Here is a 19,560-nt window from a genome sequence, read left to right as displayed (position 1 = left end):
TTCACCTAAATTGACCTTTTCTTAAAGATTTGATAGCCAACAATTAGGAATAGAGCCGCATAAAGACAGGTGGCAACAATTAATTCTGAGTTATTCAGATGTGAACTGTGAATAAAGTGTGGATTAGCTAGTTGATTTGAAACGTAGATCATATTCAGTGGGTTCCACTTGATTGGATTAAAGATGCTGTAAAGTGCTGTTGAAATACTAGCACCCAAAAAGCCCATGACAAGTCCAATTCCGATAACTAATGGATTAATTTTTAACCAAGAGATCAATAGGAATGCTAAAGCGATAATGAAAAAAGAATAGATAAATCCACCTGTCAGATTTAATAATAGAGGTTTTAAAAAAGCGTTGTGATAGTTATTAAAAAGAATAAATTTCAAAATTATAGTAAAAATAAGGTTCATTAATAGTAGGAAAAGACTGTAGAAGAGCATGACTAAAAATTTAGCCAGATAGATCTGCCATTTTTGAGACGTTTTGTAGAGTAGATTAATAATCGTGTTATTTTGGTATTCTATGGATATGATCGAAGAGGCGACGGTTATCAAAATAATAATGACCCACTGGCTGGCCCCAAAACCACTTTTTAAAAGAAAATCAGCATTATGATTGGTGAGGTAAGTGTAAATCATCAGGATCAATAAGGTCATTAATCCATACAGTGGCATTCGCTGATAGCGGAATTTGAAGAATTCTTGTTTTAAGCTTCTAAGCATGATTCTCAACCTCCTGACCATTTAATAGTGTGACGATAGTTCTTTCAAGTGTGGGCCGTTTAGGGATTAATTCCAGCAAGCTAATCTGATTAGAGTAAAGTATTTTTTGAATCGTGGAAATGTCTTCACGGTTAACGATTAGATGTTCATTTGTGAAATTTGTCGTCTGGTAATTTACCAGTAACTCTTTAGTTTTCTCAGGCTGATCAGTTAAAATTACGTAATGGTCGTAATTATTTTTTAGAAAAGCCGACATAGGTTTGGTCAAGATAATTTTGCCATTATCTATTAAGACGATTTCGGTCATGACTTTTTGTAATTCGCTTAAGATATGACTAGAAATTAGGAAGGAACAACCTTTTTGAGCGTACTGTTTGATAATTTTTCGTATTAATATAGTTGCCTCAATGTCTAAGCCGTTCATTGGCTCATCAAGAATGACTAAAGAAGGATGATTCAGTAGAGCAATGGCGATTCCTAATTTTTGTTTCATTCCAAGTGAGTATTCTTTAGCTTTTTGATCGATATAACTGTCCATACCTAGTGAGTGGACAATCTGTCTTAAATCATCTGGATCGGTCGAATAGAGGTTGAGGTTTTGAATACCAGTTAAAAATGGATAGATAGCGGGATGTTCAATTAAAGCACCGACCTTTTGTAGTGCTTGATGATTGTTTTCAGTGATGGCCTGGTTATCTAATTTGATTTCCCCATTGAACTTAGTTAAACCTAGGATAGTTTTCATGATAGTGGTCTTACCAGCTCCATTAGGACCGATTAGTCCTACGATGCTGCCAGACGAAATGGAAAAAGTTGCGTTCTTAATAATTTTTTTCTTGCCAATGATTGTATTGACCTGCTTGATTTCTAACATCTGTAACACCCTCTGTGATCTATTTGATACTTTCAATTTCGACCAAAACGCCGTAACAAACAAGCAAGTATTCATCAGCTTTGGTACAAGAGAAACTGACAAGGGCGCAAATATTAGTTACTTTCATAGTTAAGAATCCTGATAGGTAAGGGTTTGTTTGGTTGACTTAAAATTTTGGACAAAAAAACAGCTCATCTGAGGGGGGATGAGCTTGTTTTTGTTGTACAAGAGTACAACGACATTACCAGTAGTGTCAGGAAAAAAGATATGAATGCTCTTATATGAGGATTTCCAATTTTAATAATAGAGAGGGATTTGTTGATTAATTAATGAAAGCATTCAAAGTAAATTATTGTAATGGGATTTTTCTTAATTGATTGAGGGGGTCAATTAAGAATTCAATTTTTGTGAGTTAACGATATGAGGATGTATCGTAACTGTTTTAAGAGTTAAAGGAAGGAATGGCATCTCATATCTTTTCCCTTTCACGGTTATAAATATACCATATATGTTTAAACATGTTGGTTCAAAATAGAACAAAATATTTTTTTATTTTTAGGATAAATCAAAGAATCTTTTGCGCAATAATGATTCGATATTGCGTCTCTTAGAAAACGTATACATAAAAGGACATAAAAAGAGCTCATCTGAGGAGGGATGAGCTTTTTTATCGTTACGATTATGCAACGACATTACCAGTAGTGTCAGGAAACAATGCATGAATCTTTTCGATAAAATTTCCAAATTGAAGGATTTGGTATTAAATAATGAAAAGTATTCAAAATTGAATTGTAATTGGGATAACTCGCAATAAACATAAATTGATTGAGGGGGCAATTTATATTTATTAGTTTGTTTAGTTGGGAGATCATAGTATGAGGGGTACTAAGATCTTCATATTAAAAGTAATAAAGGAGGAATCATATCGATTCATGCCTTATCCCCTTTCACGGTTATAAATATACCACATGTGTTTAAACATGATTATTCAATTATTGTAAATTTATTTGTTTGTTTTTAATATCACAATAATAATTTTTTGTAAAATGAAAAAGCATTAAAAGAAGGTTTGATTGGAAAGAAAAGCTAGCCTATTAATTAACGTAATTAAGTTGGCCTGATACAAATATTGAAAATTTATTGATTATAATGTTCCTTTTATGTTCGTACTAATAAAAAAGGGCAAAAAAAACAGCTCATCTGGGGGGACGGGCTTGTTTTTTTGCTACACCATGTGTGTAGCAGCATTACCAGTAGTGTCAGGGGAAGATATGAATGCTTGTGAGGTTTCCATATTTGTCAAATAGAGAGGGATTTGTTAATTAATTAATGAAAGCATTCAAAGTAAATTATTGTAATGGGATATTACAAACGTATCTTTCAAGTAAAAATTGATTGAGGGGGGCAATTTTTATTATTGATACGAATGAGCTTTATAGATCAACGATATGAGGATGTGTATCGCGACCTTCATTAAGAGTTAAAAAAGGAAGGAATTGCATTTCCATATCTCCCTAGCACATATATAATATACCACATGTGTTTAAACAATTAAATTCATTTTTGAAAAAAATATTTATTTGTTTTTAATATCACAAATTTCATCATTTATTATATGATAGCGGTATCATAAATCCTGTTGTCAAAAGAGTTAATCCACAAAGTTGAAGGAAGTGAGGATTAAAAAGGGGATTTATTGGAGAATATCAAGATACTATATAAACGGAATATATTTTTTTAAATATTCTGTAAACGCTTTTAATGTATTAGTGAATAAATTATAATAATAAGAAAAAAGGACGGTGTCTATTATGAAAGTAAGTATTGTAGGTTGTACTCATGCAGGAACTTTTTCAGCAATGAATATTTTGAAAGAGCATCCAGACTGGGAAGTTTCCGTATTTGAAAGAAACGATAATTTATCTTTTCTATCCTGTGGTATCGCACTGTGGGTAAGTGATCGTGTTTCAGATCCTAACAAGATGTTCTATGCAAGTCCAGAAGCTCTAACTGATTTGGGCGCACATATGTACATGCAACATGATGTGACTGATATCGACTTTGATAACAAGAAATTGTCAGTAAAGAATTTAGTTAATGGTGATACTTTTGGCCAAACATATGACAAATTGATCATCACAACTGGTTCAGCTCCAATTATTCCTCCAATTCCTGGTATTGATTCAGATCGTGTAATGCTATGTAAGAACTGGACTAATGCAAATGAATTGAAAGAAAACGCTAAAGACATCAAGAGTGCCATCGTTATTGGTGCCGGTTATATCGGTGCTGAATTGGCAGAAGGTTACGCTACTTTAGGAAAAGAAACAACTTTGATCGATGCTCTACCAAATGTTTTGGCTAAGAATCTTGATCCAAATATGTCAGCTGTTGCCGAAAAGGATTATCGTGACAATGGTGTAACTTTGGGCTTGAGTGAAAAGGTAGAATCATTTGAAGAAACAGATCATAGTGTGATCGTTAAGACAGACAAGAATACTTATGAAGCAGATATTGCTGTTATGTGTGTTGGATTCCGTCCTAATACAAAGATGTTTGCTGATAAATTTGAGACATTGCCAAATGGTGCCTTAATTGTGGATAAATATATGCATACAAGTATTCCTGATGTCTTCTCAGCAGGGGATGCTGCATCTGTTCACTACAATCCAACTAATGATAACCAATACATTCCTTTGGCAACTAACTCAGTACGTCAGGGTATTCTAGTTGGTAAGAACATTGAAGAAGATAAGATGCCATACATGGGTACACAAGCCAGTTCAGCTGTTGAACTATTTGGTAGAACATATGCTGCTAGTGGTTTGACAAAAGTTCACGCTGATGTTTTAGGTAAAGAGGTTGCTGAAGTTTCACTTGAAGACAACTATCGTCCAGAATTCATGTTGTCAACAACACCAGTTTTGATGAACTTAGTATGGGATCCAGAAACAAGAGTTGTTCTTGGTGGCGCTTTGACAAGTATGTACGATGTATCACAGTCAGCTAACTTATTGTCACTAGCAATTCAAAAGAAAGTTACAATTGATGAACTATCAATGGTAGACTTCTTGTTCCAACCAAACTTCGACAAACCAGTTAACTATGTCAGTGCTCTAGCCGGTGCTGCTGTTGAAAAAGCTGACTCAGCTGTTAACGAATAATATTATTGCTTAATTTATAAAGTAGCTTTAGGGCTGCTTTTTTTGTATAAACTGTTTTTAGAAGGTGTTGTTGATGGAAGATGATGACTTTATTTTGCGTCAGATTAAATCTTTTGCCGAAGGATTTGGAGCTATTCTTGGTAAGGGTAAAGAGAAGAATGAAGTAGTATTTGAGCAACAACAGAACCAGAAGGGAAAAATTTATACAAATTTAGATCGGTTATTGTTGCATCGTAAATATGAAGAAGCGATTCATTATGTTTATGCGCAAAAATTTGAATTGGATGGAGATAGTTATTATCGGTTGGGTATTTGATTATATGGTAAGTTAGATGGTGTTTCTGGGGTTGATCCTGGGTTGTTGGAGGAATTTTTGGGGCAGATTGAGAAGAATAATAAATAACCATTGTTCTATGTTTTATAGTGGAAACGAGCTTCGCAGGGGCAACTCCTTCCGGTTAAGTCAACTTTCTCTGCCGGCACTTCGTTGCCGACTGAGAAAGTAGTCTTAATCCTCGGGAGCTGACCGCCCCTGCTCCGCTCTCTGCTCTCTAAAATTCACAAATTATTCTTACTTTGTTTAAACTCAATTCATAAAATCAGGCTATTATGTACACATAGTCAAATATGGCTATTCAAAAAAACGAGGTGAACGTGTATGAAAAAACATCCGTTTCTTGTTCTTACTGGCGTCTCTGTCTTAGCTACTGTTTGTACTAAGATGATCAGAAGCCACAATGAAAAGAAATTTTTGAACTAATTTAAGTACTAAATCATTCAAATCAAAAATACAAAAACCATTCAAAGCAAATAACTATTTAACTGATCCGAGGTAAATAATATGAAAAACGATAATAACATGGGCTTGCGTAAGCAAGCCTTTTTTGTGTTTGAGCGTCAATAATTTTACTTATTGTTTAATTTCTCATATTATTTTCTTAGTTAGTAAGGAGAATTTCGATATGAAAAAACGTCGTCTGCTTTATTATTCCGGAGCTTTTGTCATTAATTTGGTTATTATTTCGATTATCTTTGCTAGTGCTAATTTGGTCCCTTTTGGTAATAATAATTTTTTGAGTAGTGATTTGGGAACGCAATACTTAACTTTTTTGACTGAATTGAGACGGCAATTGGTGTCGGGTAATGTGCATCTTTATTTGTTCAGTCAGTCTCTGGGCGATAATTTTTTCCCGGTTATTAGTTACTATTTGTTGTCTCCGTTTAATCTGTTATTAATTTTTTTCAGTGCTAGAAATATCCCGGTTGCGGCTGATATTTTGATTATGCTCAAGATATCCACAATGGGTGTAACGATGGCATATTTCTTAAAAGAATACTTTCAAGAGCGAAGTGTCACTAACTGGTTATTTACTATTGCTTATAGTTTTTGTGGCTTTGTAGCCTCATATTTCTACGATTTAATGTGGTTAGACGCTCTGATCATGTTGCCGTTGGTTGCGGTTGGGGTAATGCATGTTATTAAACATCATCAGTATGTGCTGTATTACTTTTCCATTCTATTGTCGATAATTTTTAATTATTATTTGGGTTACATGCTCTGCATCTTTTCACTTTGTTTCTTTATCTTTATTGGTCTGGAAGACAATCTATTTCATCAAAAAGATAAGTGGCTGGTTATTAGACGTTATCTGATTTCGTCAATTCTAGCAGGTCTTAGTTCAGCAGTTCTACTGTTACCAACTTTGTCTGGGATGTTAAAGACAGCTAAGACATCATTTGATATTTTTAACTATTTACCGTCAGCTCGGTTTGGGTTAGAGGCTTTAACTGAACTAGGAATCGGGGGTAATAGTTTCGATCAACGTTTGGAGCATGGTCCGTCGGTGTTTATAACGTCGACTATTCTAATTTTATTATTAAGCTATTATTTAAGTTCGCAGGTAAGCAATCGTGACAAACAGAATTCAGTTTTCCTATTAGGAATTTTGTTGGTCAGTATGTTTGTAACGACTTTTAATACAATGTGGCATATGTTCCAAAATCCAGCTGGTTTTCCGTTCAGAAACAGTTTTATCTTCTCTTTCGCCTGTATTTTCATTGCAAGAAAAGCTTGGCAGAGGGGAGTTGTTAATGAAATAGGCGTTATAACGAAGAGTACATGTGTGGCCGGAATCCTGATTTGTTTGGGTTACTTAACGGAATGGCTATTACCTAAAATAATTGAACAACTCGGCTTTGACAGTATCAATATAGAATACAGTATTGGTTACTTTTGGCTAAGTTTGGCTTGTATCATTTTTTCAGGCTTCTTATTATTAATGTTGAATCGGAATAAGAATTTCTTATTGATTATATTCTTAATGGTCGGCTTTGAGGCTATCGCTAACTTTAATTCAGTTATGGCGACGGCTGACTTTGGAAATCAGGCTACTTATGAGAATGAATTTGATCGTGAGAATGAAATTTTAAAAGAGGTAAAGGCACGTAGTAATTTAGGTCACCGAATAATTGTGTCTAAATCGGGTTTGAATAAAGCCTTTCCTGAAAAATATAACAATTATAACGACCCCATTTTGTTTAATATCAATGGATTAAGTCTGTATAGTTCAACTTTGAATCAAGATACCTTAAAAATGATGCAAAATTTGGGATACTTCAGTTATAACGTTAGAAGAGTCAGTTATTATGGTGGTACCAAATTGACTAATGCTTTGCTAGGTGTCTATTATCGGGTTCGACAGTGGGACAATCATTATCATGTTGAAGAAAACTACGATGCACCGACTTTGGGCTTTTTGGTGGATAAAAATGTTTATGATTTTAAAATGAAATCAGGTCAAGCTTTATCTAATCAAGATCGTCTCTGGCAAGCTTTGAACGGTAATAGTGCAGAATACTTTAAGAATGCCTTGTTGACCAGCATGCAACAGCGTACTGTTGGCAATCGCGAGCTCTATACCTATCAATTGGCAACTAGAGCATCAGGACCGTTATACTTCTATGTAACGCCTTTTAATTACGATAAAGCTAAGATTTACGTTAATGGCAAGCGTATCAAGACTTCGCCAATGAATGTTTATAGTGCCGCTACGTTATACTTAGGTGATTTCAAACGAAATAAGCAACTTGAAATTAAAATTTTGACTAATAAGTCACTAGGTTTAAATCCAAGATATTTCCAATCATTGGATGAAGCTAAGTTTGAATTATCAGTTGATAAATTTAAAAATAGATCTTTACAAATCACTTCTGATTTAAATCACGATACAGTTCGAGGTTCAATTAATGTTGATGAGGATTCACCATTGTTGCTAAGTATTCCATATGACGATGGTTGGAGTGCTTCTGTAGATGGGAAGAAAGTTAAAATCCATAAAGTGGTTTCGAATCTGATGGCTATTGACCTCAAAAAAGGACAACATACCGTAATTTTAAATTATCAGGTCCCAGGACTAAAACTAGGCTGGTTTGTTTCTATTATTGTCGTTATACTGTTCTTGAGTTTTCTTTGGATTATAAAGGTCAAAGATAGATCGCAAAGAAAATACAGCTAAATTTTATAAATATTATCGAAATATTTGCAAATTTCTGTATATGTTATAAGATTTTGATATGAAACGTTTACATTAAAAACGGGGTGAAATGTGATGTCCAATGAATATATTATGGCGATAGATGAAGGTACGACTAGTACTCGTGCAATCATTTTTGACCAAAAGGGGAATAAAATAGCTGATGCTCAACGTGAGTTTACGCAATATTTTCCTGAACCAGGCTGGGTTGAACACGATGCAAATGAGATTTGGAATGCAGTTCAATCGACAATAGCCAATGTTTTTATTGAATCAGGCATTAAGCCAGATCAGATCAAGGGTATCGGAATCACTAATCAACGTGAAACAACCGTTGTTTGGGATAAGACGACTGGGTTGCCAATTTATAATGCAATTGTTTGGCAAAGTCGTCAGACTACTGATATCGCTGAAAAATTATCTGGTCGTGGCTACGGCGATATGATCCACGAAAAGACTGGTTTATTGATTGATCCTTACTTCTCAGCCACGAAGATTCGTTGGATCTTGGATCACGTAAAAGGCGCTCAAAAACGAGCTGAAGATGGCGAATTGTTATTTGGAACGATCGACAGCTGGTTGCTTTGGAAATTATCTGGTGGAGCAGCTCATATAACTGATTATTCTAATGCTAGTCGTACGATGCTTTTCAACATTCATACATTGGAGTGGGATAAAGATATTTTGAGAATTCTAAATATCCCTCAAGCAATGTTGCCAGAAGTTCGTCCTAATTCAGAAGTATATGCTAAGACTAAGGATTATCACTTCTATGGATCCGAAGTTCCTATTGCTGGTATGATTGGTGATCAACAAGCTGCTTTATTTGGTCAAATGGCATTTGAACCAGGGATGGTTAAAAATACTTATGGAACTGGTGCTTTCATCGTTATGAATACTGGTGAAAAGCCACAGTTATCTGATAATAATTTATTGACTACTATCGGTTACGGGATCAACAATAAAGTTTATTATGCTTTGGAAGGTAGTATCTTCGTTGCCGGATCAGCTATTCAATGGCTAAGAGATGCAATGAACTTGGTTGACTCAGCTCCTGAATCTGAAGAGGCTGCTTTAGCTTCAACTGACCAAGATGAAGTTTACGTTGTACCTGCCTTTACCGGATTGGGTGCACCTTATTGGGATGCCGATGCCCGCGGTGCTGTCTTTGGTTTAACTCGAGGAACAACTAAGAATGACTTCATTAAAGCTACATTACAGTCATTGGCATATCAATCACGTGATGTTTTGGATACCATGAAAAAAGATACTGGTATCGCTATTCCAACGTTAAAAGTTGATGGCGGGGCAGCTAATAATCGTTATCTAATGCAATTCCAAGCTGATATTTTACAAACTCCAGTCCAAAGAGCAAAGGATTTGGAGACAACTGCACTAGGGGCTGCCTTTTTGGCCGGATTAGCGGTAGGATATTGGAATGACCTAGATGATATAAAGAAACAATATGCTACTGGTGCTACTTTTGAACCAGAGATGGATCAAGAACATGCTGATTATTTGTATGAGGGTTGGCGTGAAGCAGTCAGTGCAACAAGAAAATTCAAGCATAAGACAACTAAATAAAAGGCGAAATATCGCCTTTTTTGCTGTTTAGGAGTTAAAGATGGAAAAAGATTACATTTTAGCAATTGATGAGGGAACTACAACAGCTCGAGCAATAGTTTTTGATCACAATGGACAACAAGTAGCGATGGCCAGACACCCAATTAGACAGATTTTGCCTAATCCGGGTTGGGTTGAACATGAGCCTAATGAAATTTGGAATGCGGTGCAAACAACTATTGCTACAGCTTTGATCGATTCAGGGATTAAACCTAAACAGATCAAAGCTATCGGAATCGCTAGTCAACGAGAAACGACGGTTGTTTGGGATAAGAAAACAGGACTTCCTATATATAACGCAATTGTTTGGCAGAGTAGACAGACATCTAAAATGGCTAATGATTTGATCAAAGAGGGTTATAAAGATGAAATTCATCAAAAAACCGGCTTGATTATTAGCCCTTATTTTTCAGCCACTAAAATTCGTTGGATTTTGGATCACGTCGACGGTGCCCAAGAGCGAGCTGAAAAGGGTGAACTCTTATTTGGAACTATCAATACGTGGTTATTATGGAAATTAACTGACGGCGAAAGTTTTATGACTGATTGTGCTAATGCCAGTCGAACAATGCTTTATAACATCAATACACTTGAATGGGATGAAGATTTATTAAAACTCTTTAACATTCCACGTGCGATGTTGCCTGAGGTTAAATCTAATTCAGAAGTATTTGGGATAACAAAGAACTATCAATTTTACGGTTCAGAAATCCCTATTTCAGGAATGACAGGATCACAACAGGCTTCTTTGTTTGGGCAAATGGCGTTTGAACCAGGGATGGTAAAGAATACCTATGGTACTGGGGCTTTTGCGGTTATGAATACTGGTAATAAGCCAGCGATGTCTGATAATAATTTGCTAACGACAATTGCGTATGGTTTGAATGGTGAGATCAAATACGCCTTAGAAGGTAGTGTCTTTGTGGCCGGAGCTGCTTTACAGTGGTTAAGGGATGATATGCGACTAATTAGTTCCACACCAGCTACATCCGATGCCGCTAAAAATTCTAAGGATGACGATGAAGTTTACGTAGTACCAGCTTTTGCTGGTTTAGGTGCACCATATTGGGATAATGAAGCCCATGGAACTATCTTTGGTCTAACTAGAGGCACAACTGATAAAGATGTGGTTAAGGCTACATTGCAGGCGATTGCTTATCAGACTAAAGATATTATTGAGACAATGAGCTCTGATGCAGGTATTCCAATTGAGATGTTAAAAGTTGACGGTGCAGCTTCAGCTAATGACTATTTAATGCAATTTCAAGCCGATATTTTAGGGATTTCTTTACAGAGATCCTCCGAATTGGAAACGACTTCTTTGGGCGTAGCTTTTATGGCTGGTTTAGGAGTCGGTTATTGGAAAGATTTAGATGATATTAAGAAAAATTACGAAACTGGGAAAACTTATCAACCAGAAATGTCAGAATCCACGCGGACAAATCTGTATGATGGTTGGAAAGATGCCGTTGAAGCAACGATGGCATTTAAGCATAATATCTAATTAAAATAAGAGTCTATCTTAAAAGACTCTTATTTTTTATTGCTTATATAAAAGGATTCTTATGAATTTTATTAAAAAAACTTTGACATGAAGTTTCTGAAAGTTTAATATTAATACATCGTTGTGTAATGTAAGGAGAATTTTTTAATGGATGAGAAAAAGGACCGAGGGTTCTTCGGTCAACCGACAGGCTTACGTACACTGTTCTTAACTGAATTTTGGGAGAGATTTAGTTATTACGGTATGCGTGCCATTTTGCTTTTCTACATGTACTACGCTGTAACTAAGGGCGGTCTAGGAATGGATCGTACTACAGCTGCTTCAGTTATGTCTATCTACGGTTCACTAGTTTACATGTCTAGTGTTTTAGGTGGATTTATCAGTGATAGACTTTTAGGAGCCAGAAGAACAGTCTTCTGGGGTGGTGTCTTGATCATGCTTGGTCACATCGTCCTATCACTTCCTATTGGTGAAACTGGTTTATTTGTTTCTATTGGACTTATTGTTATTGGTACTGGACTTTTGAAGCCAAACGTATCCGAAATGGTTGGTGGATTGTACAGTGAAGGTGATCCAAGACGTGATTCTGGATTCAGTATTTATGTCATGGGTATCAACCTAGGTTCATTATTTGCTCCACCTGCTGTAAATGCTATGAGTAACCACTTTAACTTCCATGCTGGTTTCTCATTAGCCGCTATCGGTATGTTTATTGGATTGATTGTTTACTGGTGGGATGGTCGTAAGTATCTTCCTGAAGAAAGTTTACATGCTCCAGATCCAATTACCGATAAAGAGCGTAACAAGTTCTTCCAACGCGTGGCTCTTTCTGTTTTAGCAATCGCTATTATTGTAATCGTAATGATTTTTGCTCATGCCTTTACAATCGATAACATCATCACGATTATCAGTATCCTTGGTATTGCTTTACCAATCGGTTACTTCATCATGATGTTAACAAGTAAGAAAGTTACTAAGATCGAAAGATCACGTGTACTTGCTTATATTCCTTTGTTCCTAGCTGCCGTTATTTTCTGGGCTATTGAAGAACAAGGATCAGTTGTTCTAGCATTATTTGCTGCTGAACAAACAAATCTTAACTTTGCTGGCTTTAAGTTGTCAGCACCATTGTTCCAAATGCTTAACCCATTCTTCATTATTATCTATACACCATTCTTTGCTTGGTTATGGATCAAGTTGGGTAGACGTCAACCATCATCACCATCTAAATTCTGGATGGGATTAGTTGCTACGGCTATTTCATACTTTGTATTGATTATTCCATTGATGGGAATAGCACCTGGCGCTAAGGTTAGTCCACTTTGGCTAGTATTGAGTTGGGGTATCATTGAAATTGGTGAAATGTTAATTTCTCCAGTTGGTTTGTCAGCTACAACTAAACTTGCTCCTAAGGCCTTCAAGGGTCAAATGATGAGTATGTGGTTCTTAGCTGATTCAGCCGGACAAGCTGCTAATGCTCAAATTGTTAAGTTATACAATCCAGGAGATCCTCATAACGAAATGATGTTCTTTGGGGTAACTGGTATCGTAACACTTGTTGTAGCAGTTATCTTGATCATGTTTGTACCAAAGATCAAGAAGCTTATGCAAGGTGTTAACTAAAACTAAATTTAATATGGTCTCAACTGGAAAATAAACCGGTTGGGGCTTTTTTGTTTAGTCCTCTATTTGGCGAACGACTGAATAACGTGTTTTATTATTTGTTTCAGTTAATTTGAAAAGGGAAGAGATATCTGTTAGGAATTAGAAGTTTGAATATTGGGAGTTGGTATAGTCGTTGTATGATACTTATTAAAATTAGATGGAAATATTTTTTAGTTAGAATATTGTATTCAGAATAGAAATAAATATTTCTGGGATCATTTATTTTGGTAGTTTTTCAATATGAAAATATTTCCCGAAGTGCAATATAGTGGATTAAATAGTTTATCTGAAACTAAACAACAGAAATACTATTTAGGCCGGAGTAAAACTTGAGAATGCCTTCAGCCGCGAAATTATTGTTATCGGCTATGCCGATTACAATAAGGCCGATTTTGGAAATCTATTATTTTGCACGGAGTGTAAAATAATTAGTTTCAAAACGTGCCCGCAGCGTTCCAAGGCATTCTCAAGTTTTACGGAGGCCGGCAAGTTAAGCATATTTTGTACCAAACTAACAATTATTTTTAAAAATCACTTGAAATGAAGTCAGTTTTTCGTTAATATAATTAAGTCGAATAAAGACAGAGCAACTCATGGAGGGGTAGCGAAGTCTGGCTAAACGCGGCGGACTGTAAATCCGCTCCTTCGGGTTCGGTGGTTCGAATCCACTCCCCTCCATTCATTGGGTTATAGCCAAGCGGTAAGGCAATGGACTTTGACTCCATCATGCGCTGGTTCGAATCCAGCTAACCCAATTAATGAAAAAAGGCAAAATTCTGAATATGAATTTTGCCTTTTTATTTTTCTAATTTTCGAGCAGTTCTTAATTTTTAATCGAAATACTGTATAATTGATGGAAGTAATGCGCATAAAGGAGTGCCAAAAATGAAGGTACCAGTATATATACAAATTCACAATCAGATAAGAAAAGAAATTGAGTCTGGCAAATGGAGCGTTGGAGAACGTATTCCGTCTGAAAGACAACTCTCACAAGATTTTGATGTTAGTAGAATGACATTGCGTCAGGCCATCCAAACGCTTGTAGACGAGGGAATTTTACAACGACAGGTAGGTTCTGGGACCTATGTAGCTAGTAGTAAGGTTCAAGAAAAAATGTCTGGAACAACTAGTTTTACTGAGATAACTGAAAGCCAGGGTAAGAGACCATCAAGTAAGACGGTTTCCTACCATGTTGCTGATCCTTCAATCAGTGAAATGGAAAAATTAAAATTAAAAGATGGCGATCAGATTTTACGAATGGAAAGAATTCGTTATGCTGATAACCAACCAATTTGTTTTGAAGTTGCGACAATTCCAGTTGATATTGTAAAATCTCTTGATAAGGAAGACATTACGTCTTCTTTGTACAAGGCCTTGGAAAATAAAGCAGGTCTCAAATTGGGCAATGCTACACAAACCGTATCTGCAATCCTTGCATCTGAGAAGATAGCTAATTTTTTGAATGTTAAACGTGGTTCTGCTATCTTACGAGTAAGACAAGTTACTACTTTGGACGATGAACGTCCTTTTGAATATGTTCGTTCACAATATGCCGGAGATAGATTTGAATTTTATTTAGAGCGATAATCATTTTCTTTCGCAAAAAAATTAGGGTAATATATTGTTTGATATGTTTTTAAATCTTTAACTGGGAGTCACCACATATGCAAAGTTTTATTAAAAAGTACAGTATCTTCTTGATGCTATACATTGTTTTTCAACCAGTACTAGATGCTGTTACTGGATTGATGGCTCAAGCACATATGAACGTTTCGTTTGGGGTATTGATTCGTATGGCCGTTATGGCGGTCACGGTTTTCTATTTGCTGATATTTCTGATTTTAAATCGGGACAATAGGCGTGGCTTCATGATGATCGGCTATTTTGTCTTGTTAGCAGTTATTTCGGCTATCAGTTTGTTTATAAATTACAAAACTAAAGTATTGTTTATCACAACTTTGGAAGTTACGACTTTAGCCAAAAGTTTGTACTATCCAGTCATGTTGCTAGCTTACTTATATGCTTTTGAAGAATTGGCAGAGGATCGGATCATTAATCGATTCTTTCCTGGGGTTGTTTTCTTAGCTGTAAATATTATTAGTATTATTATGGTCGTTGCTCACTTTACTAATTCGAGTTTCAGTTCATATTCATACTATAAGTTAGGTGAGAGTGGTTGGTTCTTTGCCGCTAATGAATTGAGTGCGATTGTTTCTATTACTTTCCCAATCATGATTTGGTTCGCTCTGAAGAAATTAAACACTTGGACACGACTTTATTATTGGATCACGATTATTGTTGCTATCTATGCAGATTTATTGATTGGAACAAAGGGTTCATTGTTAGCTCTACTATTCAGTATCTGTATGGGACTTTTGGCAACGATTATTCAATTCTTTATGTACAAAGATGGTCGCAAATATTTTGCCGGTATCTTTGTATTATTAGCTATCACTTTAGGTGGGATTATTGTTGCTTATCCAGCTATGGCAGTTGCCAAGACATCTGAGTTACACACGGAAATGATTGAGGATAAGAAACAAAAGGCTAAGACAAAGAAGGGAATTACTAAAGATCAAAAGAAATATGTTCAAACTAATAAGACTGTTTCTTATCTCTTTAGTGGTCGTACCGTTTACTTTGAAAATGCGGCACATAACTTTGCTAAATCTACGCCAGCTCAAAAAATGTTTGGAATGGGTTATGCAACTAGCTTTAAACGTGAAAAAGAAGCTAAGTTGGTCGAGATGGACTATGTTGATATCTTCTTCCAATTTGGATTGATCGGTACGATCGTCTTTATGGCGCCATTAGCGTACTGCTTAGTTTACTTGCTAGGAGCATTCCTCAGAAAATTCAAATACATGTGGTCCTATAAATGGGCTATGTTGGTAGCTAGTGTGGCATTAGGATTTGGAATGGCGCTGATGACGGGACACGTTATTGAAGCTCCATCAGTAAGTATTTACTTTGTTTCGATCCTAGCTTATGCAATGCTTAATGCACGAATCTTCTTAAGGACAAATGAAGATCCTTATACAATCGATGTTGAATCGTAAATAAAAAAACAGGCTGTCAATTGACAACCTGTTTTTATTTACGATTTTTTTCTTGTCTGATTAATCTCATATACTTAGGAATAGCCAGCATTCTTACGAATCTTGTTGGTTCAGTAATTAAACGATAGAACCACTCTAATCCAAGTTTTTGGAATACTTTAGGAGCACGTTTCTTAGTTCCCGAGAAAACATCAAAACTGCCACCGACACCGATCCAGATGGCATCAGCTGTTTGACGATATTTTTCAATGAAGTATTCTTGTTTAGGAAATCCTAGAGCTACTAGGATAACATTTGGTTTCTTTTCAGCAATTTCATCAATGATTGGAGCATCATCTTTGAAATAACCATCGTGATAACCGACTAAATCTACTTGAGGATAATCTTTAGTAATTTTGTCAGCAGTAGCCTTGATTACTTCGGGCTTAGCTCCCAATAGATAAACTTTCAATTGTTTGCGGTCTGCTGTTTCAATTAAATATTTTAGTGTGTCAAAACCAGTGATACGTTCGTGCAAAGGAGTACCTAGGCTTTTAGCTCCCTTGATAATGCCGATTCCATCAGGAACTACATAGTCAGCGTTGTTAATAACTTTTAAAAATTTGCTGTCTTTTCTAGCTGAAAGGACAATTTCGGGATTAGCTGTTACGATAAATTTGTTTGCTTTAGTATCTAAATCGTAGTCTAAATATTTATGAAATTGTTTTTCGGTAAAATTATCAAATTCAGTACCTAAAATATCTACTCTATTTTTGTGCATAGCATTCTCCTTTAATGTATTATTATACACGAGAAAGATTAATTTGAGAGGTGTCAAAATGCGTATTTTACATATCAATGCCGGTAATGAAGACGGCGGAGCTCGTACTTATATTGTTAGTTTAATGAAAGGCCAAAAGAATATCGGTGAGGAAAGTGCTTTATTGACTTTTCAAGAAGGACCTGTTTCTAAAATGGCACGTGAGAACGGTTTGAATGTTGCTGTCATGCCGCAGAAACAACGATTCGACCTTTCAATTTTGAAACCACTAGTAAAATATATCAATAATAACGATTTTGATATCGTGCATACGCATGGTCCACGTGCTAACTATATTTTCTCCTTAATACAGAAGAAAGTTAATGCTAAATGGGTGATTACAGTCCATTCTGACCCCCGTATCGACTTTTCAGGTATGAGAGGACAAGTTATGCTCAGATTAAATCTTCATGCCTTAAAACGTGCAGATTTGCTATTCTACGTAAATCCTGATCTGGAAGAATACTTCGAATCATTGAAGATAGATCCTAAGAAGACTTTTGAAGTGTTTAACGCCGTTGACTTCACTAACGCTAATCCGAAATTCAATCGTCATTCAACGTTTAACATTTTGGAAGTGGCTCGTTTAGTTGAAGTTAAGAATCATCGTCTTTTGTTGAATGCTCTAAGCAAGGTTAAATTTAACTATCGTTTGACTTTGGTGGGTGATGGTCCATTGATGGAAGAATTGAGGAAATTGACTGTCGATTTGGGAATTGCCGATAAAGTTGATTTCGTTGGTTTTAAGGAAAATACTAGTGATTTCTATCAAGATTGCGACGTTTCAATTTTGACTTCTAAATCGGAAAGTATGCCCGCTGTCTACTTAGAGTCTGCCGCTAATGGAAAGCCCGTTATTGCCACGAATGTTGGTGCTACCGATAAAGTAATCAATAATGAAAATGGTTGGTTAGTCGAATCAGATAATGAACAAGAATTGATTGAAGCTCTAAATGATGCACATTCTTATTGGAAAGATGACAACTTGGGCCAAAAAGGGATGACTTTGTATCAAGAGGTAAGAGATAACTACTCGATCGAAAAGTTGGCAGAGAAAGTAAATGATGGGTATCAAGCGACTTTGAATGCCAATTAGAGTAAAATAAAACCGTGATATCAAATAAATAAGGGAGTAATCATGACTCAATTTCAAGATGAAGATTTAACATTGCATACTGATTATTACGAATTAAATATGATGTATACATACTGGAAGAAAGGTTTGCACAATCGTCGTGCCGTTTTTGAAGTTTACTTCAGAAGTTTGCCCTTCGACAATGGATTTGCAGTATTTGCAGGTTTGGAACATGTCGTAGATTACTTGAAGAACCTCAGCTTTTCTGATTCAGATATTGAATACTTACGTGAATATGGGGAATATGACGAAGAATTTTTGCGCTGGTTAAAGGACATGCAATTCAGTTGTACAGTTCGATCAGCACTTGAAGGAGACTTGGTTTTCAACGAAGAACCTATTCTCCAAGTAGAAGGTCCATTGGCTCAATGTCAATTGATCGAAACAGCTATCTTAAATATGGTCAATTTCCAGACATTGATTGCTACTAAAGCAGCTCGTATCAAGACTGTCTGTGGCGATGATCCTGTCATGGAATTTGGCTCACGTCGTGCACAAGAAGTTGATGCAGCAATTTGGGGAACACGTGCAGCTTATATTGCCGGTTTTGATGCTACAAGTAATGTTTTAGCTGGTAAGTTGTTTGGTATTCCTATCTCAGGGACTCATGCTCATGCATTAGTTCAAACATACCGTAACGAATATGATGCTTTTAAGGCTTATGCCACAACACATAAGAATTGTGTCTTCTTAGTTGATACCTATGACACCTTGAAGAGTGGTGTACCAAGTGCTATCAAGGTGGCAAAAGAAATGGGCGATAAGATCAACTTCTTGGGTGTCAGAATTGATTCTGGTGACATGGCTTATATTTCTAAACGTGTTAGAAAACAACTTGATGAAGCTGGTTTCCCTAATGCTAAGATCTATGCTTCAAACGATTTGGATGAGAAGACCGTTCTTAACTTGAAGATGCAAGATGCTAAGATTGACGTTTGGGGAATTGGTACAAAAGTTATTACAGCTTTTGATCAACCAGCTCTAGGTGCAGTATACAAATTGGTAAGTATCGAAGACAATCGTGGCAACATGATGGATACTTTGAAATTATCAAGTAATGCTGCAAAGATTTCTACTCCTGGTAAAAAACAAGTTTGGCGTATTACTAACAATCGCAAGAACGATAAATCAGAAGGTGACTATGTAACATTCTGGAACGAAGATCCAAGAGAACACAGTTCACTTTATATGTTCCATCCACAATACACTTATATCAATAAGACAGTTGAGGATTTCCAAGCTAAACCTTTACTACATGATATTTTCGTTGATGGTAAATTGGTTTATGACTTGCCAAATGTCAAAGAGATCAAGAAGTATTGTATGGATAATTTGGATTCACTTTGGGATGAATACAAACGTATCTTGAATCCTCAAGTTTATCCAGTTGATTTATCTTCAAAACTATACAGTCATAAGATGAAATATATCGAAAAAATCCGTAATGACGTAAACAATATTAGATTAGGTGACTAAAAA

General features: G+C 35.9%; 13 protein-coding genes and 2 tRNA genes. 12 read left to right on the top strand and 3 right to left on the bottom strand.

The annotated features are described in order from the left end of the window. Positions 1 to 5: 5 nt before the first annotated feature. A complete protein-coding gene (locus tag U8526_RS07945; RefSeq protein WP_334341417.1) occupies positions 6 to 725 on the bottom strand; it encodes an ABC transporter permease in 720 nt (239 codons plus the stop codon). Then, entirely contained in the window at positions 718 to 1,599 is an 882-nt protein-coding gene (locus U8526_RS07940) for an ABC transporter ATP-binding protein (RefSeq protein WP_334341416.1), read from the bottom strand. Before U8526_RS07940 ends, U8526_RS07945 begins: the two co-directional genes overlap by 8 nt. Positions 1,600 to 3,410: 1,811 nt before the next feature. Here U8526_RS07940 and U8526_RS07935 point away from each other — a divergent pair. The 10 genes from U8526_RS07935 to U8526_RS07890 all read left to right on the top strand — a co-directional run bounded on the left by U8526_RS07935 (position 3,411) and on the right by U8526_RS07890 (position 16,147). Further along, positions 3,411 to 4,763, top strand: coding sequence for an FAD-dependent oxidoreductase (locus U8526_RS07935; RefSeq protein WP_334341415.1), 1,353 nt, complete (start codon positions 3,411 to 3,413; stop codon positions 4,761 to 4,763). A 73-nt stretch (positions 4,764 to 4,836) separates the two neighbouring features. Then, positions 4,837 to 5,079 carry a hypothetical protein gene (locus U8526_RS07930; RefSeq protein ID WP_334341414.1) on the top strand — a complete coding sequence of 81 codons (243 nt, stop codon included), beginning with the start codon at positions 4,837 to 4,839 and terminating at the stop codon, positions 5,077 to 5,079. Positions 5,080 to 5,725: 646 nt separating this feature from the next. Beyond that, positions 5,726 to 8,278 carry a YfhO family protein gene (locus U8526_RS07925; protein WP_334341413.1) on the top strand — a complete coding sequence of 851 codons (2,553 nt, stop codon included), beginning with the start codon at positions 5,726 to 5,728 and terminating at the stop codon, positions 8,276 to 8,278. 93 nt (positions 8,279 to 8,371) lie between these two features. After that, on the top strand, positions 8,372 to 9,880 hold the full coding sequence (glpK, locus tag U8526_RS07920) for a glycerol kinase GlpK (protein WP_334341412.1): 1,509 nt from the start codon (positions 8,372 to 8,374) through the stop codon (positions 9,878 to 9,880). Between the two features lie 40 nt (positions 9,881 to 9,920). After that, positions 9,921 to 11,423 carry a glycerol kinase GlpK gene (glpK, locus tag U8526_RS07915; protein WP_334341411.1) on the top strand — a complete coding sequence of 501 codons (1,503 nt, stop codon included), beginning with the start codon at positions 9,921 to 9,923 and terminating at the stop codon, positions 11,421 to 11,423. A 147-nt stretch (positions 11,424 to 11,570) separates the two neighbouring features. Continuing rightward, entirely contained in the window at positions 11,571 to 13,046 is a 1,476-nt protein-coding gene (locus U8526_RS07910) for a peptide MFS transporter (RefSeq protein WP_334341410.1), read from the top strand. Positions 13,047 to 13,683: 637 nt separating this feature from the next. Further along, positions 13,684 to 13,766: transfer RNA gene (locus tag U8526_RS07905), tRNA-Tyr, on the top strand. A gap of 5 nt (positions 13,767 to 13,771) precedes the next feature. Beyond that, positions 13,772 to 13,843 (top strand) — tRNA-Gln (locus U8526_RS07900). A gap of 130 nt (positions 13,844 to 13,973) precedes the next feature. Next, positions 13,974 to 14,675 (top strand): GntR family transcriptional regulator, encoded by a 702-nt coding sequence (locus U8526_RS07895; RefSeq protein ID WP_334341409.1) that lies wholly within the window; start codon positions 13,974 to 13,976, stop codon positions 14,673 to 14,675. A gap of 77 nt (positions 14,676 to 14,752) precedes the next feature. Continuing rightward, positions 14,753 to 16,147 carry an O-antigen ligase family protein gene (locus tag U8526_RS07890; RefSeq protein ID WP_334341408.1) on the top strand — a complete coding sequence of 465 codons (1,395 nt, stop codon included), beginning with the start codon at positions 14,753 to 14,755 and terminating at the stop codon, positions 16,145 to 16,147. Positions 16,148 to 16,181: 34 nt separating this feature from the next. Here the strand turns inward: U8526_RS07890 and U8526_RS07885 are convergent, their stop codons facing one another. Beyond that, a complete protein-coding gene (locus U8526_RS07885; RefSeq protein ID WP_334341407.1) occupies positions 16,182 to 16,907 on the bottom strand; it encodes a WecB/TagA/CpsF family glycosyltransferase in 726 nt (241 codons plus the stop codon). 58 nt (positions 16,908 to 16,965) lie between these two features. On the opposite strand from U8526_RS07885, the gene U8526_RS07880 reads away from it, so the two are divergent. Then, positions 16,966 to 18,042 carry a glycosyltransferase gene (locus U8526_RS07880; protein ID WP_334341406.1) on the top strand — a complete coding sequence of 359 codons (1,077 nt, stop codon included), beginning with the start codon at positions 16,966 to 16,968 and terminating at the stop codon, positions 18,040 to 18,042. A 42-nt stretch (positions 18,043 to 18,084) separates the two neighbouring features. After that, positions 18,085 to 19,557, top strand: a complete 1,473-nt coding sequence (locus tag U8526_RS07875; protein WP_442886220.1) for a nicotinate phosphoribosyltransferase — start codon at positions 18,085 to 18,087, stop codon at positions 19,555 to 19,557. The last annotated feature ends 3 nt before the right edge of the window (positions 19,558 to 19,560 follow it).

The organism is Companilactobacillus sp. HBUAS56275 (genome assembly GCF_036913655.1).
GTDB classification, from domain to species: domain Bacteria; phylum Bacillota; class Bacilli; order Lactobacillales; family Lactobacillaceae; genus Companilactobacillus; species Companilactobacillus pullicola.
The sequence above is the reverse complement of the archived record's forward strand: the minus strand, read 5'-3'. Positions and strand labels throughout refer to the sequence as shown.

Excerpts from the sequence above, each read along its gene's own strand:
- U8526_RS07945 (WP_334341417.1), bottom strand. The coding sequence starts at position 725 with ATGCTTAGAAGCTTAAAACAAGAATTCTTCAAATTCCGCTATCAGCGA.
- U8526_RS07940 (WP_334341416.1), bottom strand. The coding sequence starts at position 1,599 with ATGTTAGAAATCAAGCAGGTCAATACAATCATTGGCAAGAAAAAAATT.
- U8526_RS07935 (WP_334341415.1), top strand. The coding sequence starts at position 3,411 with ATGAAAGTAAGTATTGTAGGTTGTACTCATGCAGGAACTTTTTCAGCA.
- U8526_RS07930 (WP_334341414.1), top strand. The coding sequence starts at position 4,837 with ATGGAAGATGATGACTTTATTTTGCGTCAGATTAAATCTTTTGCCGAA.
- U8526_RS07925 (WP_334341413.1), top strand. The coding sequence starts at position 5,726 with ATGAAAAAACGTCGTCTGCTTTATTATTCCGGAGCTTTTGTCATTAAT.
- glpK (WP_334341412.1), top strand. The coding sequence starts at position 8,372 with ATGTCCAATGAATATATTATGGCGATAGATGAAGGTACGACTAGTACT.
- glpK (WP_334341411.1), top strand. The coding sequence starts at position 9,921 with ATGGAAAAAGATTACATTTTAGCAATTGATGAGGGAACTACAACAGCT.
- U8526_RS07910 (WP_334341410.1), top strand. The coding sequence starts at position 11,571 with ATGGATGAGAAAAAGGACCGAGGGTTCTTCGGTCAACCGACAGGCTTA.
- U8526_RS07895 (WP_334341409.1), top strand. The coding sequence starts at position 13,974 with ATGAAGGTACCAGTATATATACAAATTCACAATCAGATAAGAAAAGAA.
- U8526_RS07890 (WP_334341408.1), top strand. The coding sequence starts at position 14,753 with ATGCAAAGTTTTATTAAAAAGTACAGTATCTTCTTGATGCTATACATT.
- U8526_RS07885 (WP_334341407.1), bottom strand. The coding sequence starts at position 16,907 with ATGCACAAAAATAGAGTAGATATTTTAGGTACTGAATTTGATAATTTT.
- U8526_RS07880 (WP_334341406.1), top strand. The coding sequence starts at position 16,966 with ATGCGTATTTTACATATCAATGCCGGTAATGAAGACGGCGGAGCTCGT.
- U8526_RS07875 (WP_442886220.1), top strand. The coding sequence starts at position 18,085 with ATGACTCAATTTCAAGATGAAGATTTAACATTGCATACTGATTATTAC.